We start from the raw sequence: 6,416 nt of genomic DNA, 5'->3' as shown, positions 1-6,416 counted from the left end.
GGCACCGGTGACATTGTGTTGTCACTCTTGTTGTTGTTCGTCGTCGTTGCGACTGGTTGCTGAGCCGCCTGATAGCTGGCGGTCTTGTATTGGGCCTGGCTGCCGGCTGCCGGGTCTTCTGCCCGGTTCTGGCTGGCTGCCAACGGAACGCTGGCCATGAAGAGAGCGACGGCTACGCCTGCTTTTGCGAGACTGTTGACCATGGCGTTTCTCCGTTTCTCACGGGGCGACCCTTGTTATGTTTTCGCCCTCGCCCCTCTTTGTTAGCGGATGATGAATGCCTGTTAAAGATATGAAATCACGGGTTTACATTTTTTTAGATTGTTACGTCCAATATGGTGTAAATTTACAACATATATGTCGAAACATCCCATATTCAGTGTCTTATAGGACAATTCAAACACAAATTGGCATGCTGTGCGTTAACTTTTTCCGGTGCGTCCCCGGCCAGTCCGTTGCCGTTCGTGGCGTCTGGCCGGGGGATTTTGGCACGGTTGGCGGCGAATCAGCCAGATCGGACGCGCCCGATGTTGACACCCGGCGGGCCGATTCGAATCGCTGTGTGCGGCGCAGCACTTGACGGGGCGGTGCGGGCGTGATTCTGTTGGCCATGCAGTCCCTCTCTCTGTTCGAGCTGACCAAGCGCGCCTTGCTTCCGGCACTTTGTCTGCTCGTTATCCTGTATTTTGGCGCGCACGCACTTTTCGGCCCGTCGGGCTGGTTCGCGCTTGACGATATCCGCCGCGATCGCGCCCATCTGGAGAAAGAGCGTGGCGAGCTTGAGATTCGGCGCGCCTCGCTGGAGCGGGACATCAAGCTGCTGGATCCGAAGGGCGCAGACCCGGATTTCGCCGATGAACTGGTTCGTCGCCATCTCGGTGTCATCCGCCCGGACGAGGTGATCGTGCCGCTCGATCCGCCCGCGACGACACGTTAGCGCGGTTTTTCGCGCACAAGCCATCAGTGCCTGTTGAAACTTGGAGGGCTACGGGTAGAACGTAAGCCTGAACGAGGGGGGTGGCGCATGGGCACTGCCTGTCCCTGCTGTGGGAAAGGGAAGCGTCTTGGCCAAGGCTGCGGGCGGTGCGGTGCGCAAGGGCGCCGCGGGAAGTAAATCATCCGGTGCACCGGGCGCTGCATCGGGCGGCGGGGCAGGGCTGTCCAATATCGGGCGCCATGTGCCGACGCAGGATGAATACCGGGAATATTACCGGATGATGCTGCTGATCCGGCGCTTCGAGGAGAAGGCTGGTCAGTTGTATGGCATGGGCCTGATCGGCGGCTTCTGTCACCTTTATATCGGCCAGGAAGCGGTGGTGACCGGCCTGCAGGCGGCGATCGTTCCCGGCAAGGACAGCGTGGTGACCGGCTATCGTGATCATGGCCACATGCTTGCCTGCCACATCGACCCGAAGGTCATCATGGCCGAACTGACCGGGCGGGCGGCCGGCATCAGCCGGGGCAAGGGCGGCTCGATGCACATGTTCTCTGTTGAACAGGGCTTTTTCGGCGGTCACGGCATCGTCGGTGCGCAGGTGCCGATCGGTGCCGGGCTGGCATTCGCACACAAGTATCGCTCGGAAGTGCTTGGCGAAGAAGGAGGCGTGGCGCTGGCCTTTTTCGGTGACGGCGCTGCGAATCAGGGGCAGGTCTATGAGGCCTTCAACATGGCCGAACTCTGGAAGCTGCCGGTCATCTTCGTGATCGAGAATAACCAGTATGCAATGGGAACCTCGGTAAATCGCGCATCGGCCGAGGATCAGCTTTACCGCCGTGGCGAAAGCTTCCGTATTCAGGGCCTTCAGGTGGACGGCATGGATGTTCTTGCGGTTCGCGGTGCGGCAACGGTTGCGCTGGACTGGGTAAAAAGCGGGCGCGGTCCGATTCTGCTGGAAATGAAGACCTATCGCTATCGTGGCCACTCGATGTCGGACCCGGCTAAGTATCGCTCGCGCGAGGAAGTGCAGTCCGTCCGCGAAAACCGGGATGCCATCGAACATGCAAAGCGCGAAATGCTGGAGCTGGGCTTCGCAGACGAGGGCTGGTTCAAGGAGATCGAGAAGCAGGTAAAGGCGCAGGTGGCGGAATCGGCCGACTTTGCCGAGCAGGCGCCCGAGCCTGACCTTGCTGAACTTTACACCGACGTTCTGGTGGGGAGCTACTGATGGATATCAAACTGCCTGCCATGTCTCCGACCATGGAGGAGGGGACACTTGCGAACTGGCTGGTCAAGCCCGGTGACGTGGTGAAGCCCGGCCAGGTGATCGCCGAGATCGAGACCGACAAGGCGACCATGGAGCTGGAAGCCGATGAAGGCGGAACGGTCGTCAGCATCGACGTTGCCGCCGGAACCGATGGCGTGAAGGTTGGCACCGTGATCGCCGTGATCGCCGGAGAGGGCGAGGATGCTGCGCCTGCTGCGAAGCCCGCACCGCCGGCGCCCGTTGCAGCGGCTGCGCCGCCTGCGCCGGCAACGCCCGCTGCGAAGCCTGCACCGGCTGCACATGCGCCAGCGGCCCTCGCATGCTTTGAAGGTCCGACCCGCAGGCAGACCGTGCGTGAAGCCCTGCGCGACGCCATGGCCGAGGAGATGCGGACCGATAGCCGTGTGTTCGTGATGGGCGAGGAAGTCGCCCAGTATCAGGGCGCCTACAAGGTTACACAGGGTCTGCTGGACGAGTTCGGCGACAAGCGGGTGCTGGATACCCCGATCACCGAATACGGCTTTGCCGGCCTTGGTGTGGGCGCGGCGATGGGCGGCCTCAGGCCGATCGTCGAGTTCATGACCTTCAACTTCGCCATGCAGGCGATCGATCACATCATCAATTCGGCGGCCAAGACCAATTACATGTCGGGCGGGCAGATGCGCTGCCCGATCGTGTTCAGGGGGCCGAACGGTGCGGCAAGCCGGGTGGCGGCCCAGCACAGCCAGAATTATGCGCCGTGGTATGCCAATGTTCCGGGCCTCTTGGTGATTTCGCCCTATGACGCCGCTGATGCCAAGGGCCTGCTGAAAAGTGCGATCCGGTCGGCGGACCCGGTCGTCTTCCTCGAGAACGAGCTTCTCTATGGCCAGAGCTTTGACGTGCCCGAAGGGGAACATGTCGTTCCGATCGGCAAGGCGCGCCTGTATCGCGAAGGGGCGCATGTAACGCTGGTTTCCTATTCGATCGGGGTTGGCGTGGCGCTGGAGGCGGCGGTGCAACTGGCCGCCGAAGGAATCGAATGCGAAGTGCTCGACCTTCGCACGCTCCGCCCGCTGGACGAGGCTGCAATCCTGGCGTCGCTGGCCCGAACCAACCGCATGGTCGTGGTGGAAGAGGGCTGGCCGGTTTGCAGCATTTCCAGTGAGGTTATTGCGATTGCGATGGAAAAAGGTTTCGACGATCTGGATGCGCCGGTGCTTCGCGTCACCAACCAGGATGTACCGCTTCCCTATGCCAACAATCTGGAAAAGGCGGCGCTGGTAAAGGTGGCCGATGTCGTCGCCGCAGTCCGTTCCATCATCTGAGGAGACGTTCAATGGCCATCGACATCACCATGCCGGCGTTGTCTCCGACGATGGAGTCGGGGACGCTTGCCAAGTGGCACATCAAGCCGGGCGACACGGTGAAAGCGGGCGACGTGATCGCCGAGATCGAAACCGACAAGGCGACCATGGAAGTGGAAGCCGTCGATGAAGGCGTGGTGACCGAAATTCTGGTTGCCGAGGGGGCCGAGGACGTGAAGGTGAACGCCGTCATCGCGCGCCTTGCCGGCGAGGATGAGGAAGCTTCGCCTCGTGTGAAGCCGACGGCCCCGGCCCCGGTCGCAGAAGCGCCGGCTGCCTCTGCTGCTCCTGCCGCTGTTCCCGCGGCCGCCGCAGCGCGCCTGGCATCGGCCGATGGTGCGCGCCAGCCCGCCAGTCCGCTTGCACGGCGTGTCGCGCAGATTCTGGGTGTCGATCTTGCGACGGTTCGCGGCAGCGGCCCGCATGGCCGGATCGTCAAGGCGGATGTAGAGGCCGCGTCCGGAAAGGCTCCGGCCGTTTCTGCGCCAGTCGCAGTCGCGCCCAATGTGGCTGCACCTGCCGCACCGGCAGCAGCAGCGCCGCTTGCGCCAACCGACGTGCCGCACCAGGTGGTCAAGCTTTCCAACATGCGCAAGACCATTGCGCGCCGGCTGACCGAATCGAAAAGCTCGGTGCCGCACTTCTATCTGACGGTCGACGTTCGCCTTGATGCGCTGCTGAAGCTGCGCGGCGAATTGAACCGCGCACTTGAACCGCAGGGCGTGAAGCTGTCCGTAAATGACATGCTGCTGAAGGCGCTTGGTCTGGCCCTGCACGAGGTGCCGGATGCGAACGTCAGCTTTGCGGGCGATTCTCTGCGCAAATTCAATCGTGCGGACGTGTCGGTTGCCGTTGCCATCCCCGGTGGGCTTATCACGCCGGTCATCCGCGATGCGGGGAACAAGCGCCTCAGCGTCATCGCAACCGAGATGAAGGAACTGGCTGCGCGCGCCAAGGACGGCAAGCTGCAACCGCCGGAATATACCGGCGGCACCGCCAGCCTGTCGAACCTCGGCATGTATGGAATCAAGCAGTTCGACGCGGTCATCAACCCGCCCGAGGGGCTTATTCTGGCCGTCGGCGCCGGAGAGAAACGCCCGGTTGTGCTGGATGATGCGCTGGCGATTGCCACCGTCATGAGCGCGACCGGCAGTTTCGATCATCGTGCAATCGACGGCGCGGTCGGTGCGGAATTCATGTCGGCGTTTCGGGTGCTCGTTGAAAATCCCCTTGGCATGCTTGCTTGACGGACTCTGTCTCTCTCTCGACCCTGCTGCTGATCGTTGGCGTGGTCGGGGGGCTTGCCCTGATCGCGGGGGCCGGGTTGCGCCCGTTGCTGGAGGATTGGCTGGACCGGCTTGGGCGCCGAATCCGGATCGAAGTGCACGATGATCGCCGCAGCACGCTGTACATCCCGGACGGGGTTGAACTGTCCTGGGGCGGAACGCCGCTGTATCGTGTCGTGCAGCAGGAAGTCGTGATCGAGAACAACACCCATTCGGTGTTCGACAATGTCCGCCTGCGTGTCCGGCTGACGCCGTATAACCCCGTCGAGCCTGGCGAAGGGGTTTTGCTTGGCGCAGTGATACTGCCGACGGCCGACGCTGAATATTCGTTGCTTCCGCAAACCGAGGCCGGTGAACGCATCCTGATGTTCGAGTATATTTCGCCGCATTCCCGCGTTGAAGCGCGGGTGTTCACCAACGTCGACGGCGAGCTGGACTTTGAAACCATGTGCGACAGGGAAGCCGTCGTCCGCCACACCGGCGCGATGTTTTCCGAAACCGTGCAGAATGTGATGCCAACATGGATGTCGGTGTTGAAGCCGATCGTTCTTCCGTTCACCATCGTCGCCACATTGCGGCGGCACCTGCGCAGGAGCAGAGAGAAATGACAGAACAATTCGATCTGGTGATCATCGGCTCAGGCCCGGGGGGCTATGTCGCAGCGATCCGGGCCTCGCAGCTTGGTAAAAAGGTGGCGATCGTCGAGCGCGAACGCCTGGGGGGGATATGCCTGAACTGGGGCTGCATCCCGACCAAGGCGCTGCTGCGCTCGTCCGAGATCAAGCACTACATGGATCATGCAGGGAATTACGGGCTGAGCGCGGGGCAGGTCGGGTTCGATCTTTCCAAGGTGACGGATCGCAGCCGCAAGGTGGCCGCGCAACTGAATGCGGGTGTCAAAGGCCTGATGAAGAAGCACAAGGTCACGGTGGTGGAAGGCGAAGCGACCCTTGCATCCGCCACCAGCGTCAAGGTGGGCGAGAGGACGTTGCAGGCCTCGAACGTGATCGTTGCCACCGGTGCGCGGGCGCGCGAACTGCCGCACCTGAAGGCCGACGGCGAGCGGGTCTGGACCTATCGCCATGCGTTGGTGCCGCCTGCCATGCCAACCGATCTTCTGGTGATCGGCTCAGGCGCGATCGGTGTAGAATTTGCAAGTTTCTACAATGATCTGGGTGCGAACGTTACGATCGTGGAAATGCTGGACCGGATTCTGCCGGTCGAGGATGAGGAAATCTCGACATTCGTTGAGAAGGCATTGAAAAAGCAGAAAATGAACATCCGAACCAAGGCGTCGGTCGAAAAGCTGGACGTGAAGGCGGATGGTGTCGTCGCAACGATCAGCGGCGAGGCGCAGAAGTTCAGCCATGTGATCATCGCCATCGGCATTGCTCCCAACACCGAGAATCTGGGGCTTGAAGCGCTGGGCGTGCAACTGGACCGGGGCCACATCGTCACCAACGAATGGTGCGAGACCAACGTGCCCGGCCTTTACGCGATCGGCGACGTGACCGGTGCTCCGTGGCTTGCCCACAAGGCTAGCCACGAAGGAATCGTGGCGGTGGAACGCATCGCCGGTG

Annotated in this window: 7 protein-coding genes; 6 read left to right on the top strand and 1 reads right to left on the bottom strand. The window is 61.8% G+C overall.

Annotated elements, in window-relative coordinates:
- On the bottom strand, positions 1–203 hold a 203-nt coding region (locus AC16JP_RS11205; protein ID WP_484340699.1), incomplete at its 3' end, for a hypothetical protein.
- Positions 204–595: 392 nt separating this feature from the next.
- Between AC16JP_RS11205 and AC16JP_RS11200 the strand changes: the two genes are divergently transcribed.
- The 6 genes from AC16JP_RS11200 to AC16JP_RS11175 all read left to right on the top strand — a co-directional run.
- Positions 596–937, top strand: coding sequence for an FtsB family cell division protein (locus tag AC16JP_RS11200; protein WP_484340698.1), 342 nt, complete (start codon positions 596–598; stop codon positions 935–937).
- Positions 938–1,157: 220 nt separating this feature from the next.
- Positions 1,158–2,165, top strand: a complete 1,008-nt coding sequence (gene pdhA / locus AC16JP_RS11195) for a pyruvate dehydrogenase (acetyl-transferring) E1 component subunit alpha (RefSeq protein ID WP_484340700.1) — start codon at positions 1,158–1,160, stop codon at positions 2,163–2,165.
- Positions 2,165–3,511, top strand: a complete 1,347-nt coding sequence (locus AC16JP_RS11190) for a pyruvate dehydrogenase complex E1 component subunit beta (protein ID WP_484340697.1) — start codon at positions 2,165–2,167, stop codon at positions 3,509–3,511. The genes pdhA and AC16JP_RS11190 overlap by 1 nt, the downstream gene beginning before the upstream one ends.
- Positions 3,512–3,522: 11 nt before the next feature.
- The gene (locus AC16JP_RS11185) at positions 3,523–4,797 is read left to right on the top strand and encodes a pyruvate dehydrogenase complex dihydrolipoamide acetyltransferase (RefSeq protein WP_484340696.1); all 1,275 of its coding nucleotides are present in this window, start codon (positions 3,523–3,525) and stop codon (positions 4,795–4,797) included.
- The gene (locus tag AC16JP_RS11180; RefSeq protein ID WP_484340695.1) at positions 4,794–5,444 is read left to right on the top strand and encodes a hypothetical protein; all 651 of its coding nucleotides are present in this window, start codon (positions 4,794–4,796) and stop codon (positions 5,442–5,444) included. The genes AC16JP_RS11185 and AC16JP_RS11180 overlap by 4 nt, the downstream gene beginning before the upstream one ends.
- The coding region (locus tag AC16JP_RS11175) for a dihydrolipoyl dehydrogenase (RefSeq protein ID WP_484340694.1) at positions 5,441–6,416 on the top strand (976 nt) is incomplete at its 3' end. The genes AC16JP_RS11180 and AC16JP_RS11175, both read left to right, overlap by 4 nt.

The sequence above is a fragment of the Sandaracinobacteroides sp. genome (assembly GCF_057137845.1).
This window is presented reverse-complemented; position numbering and strand designations above follow the sequence as displayed.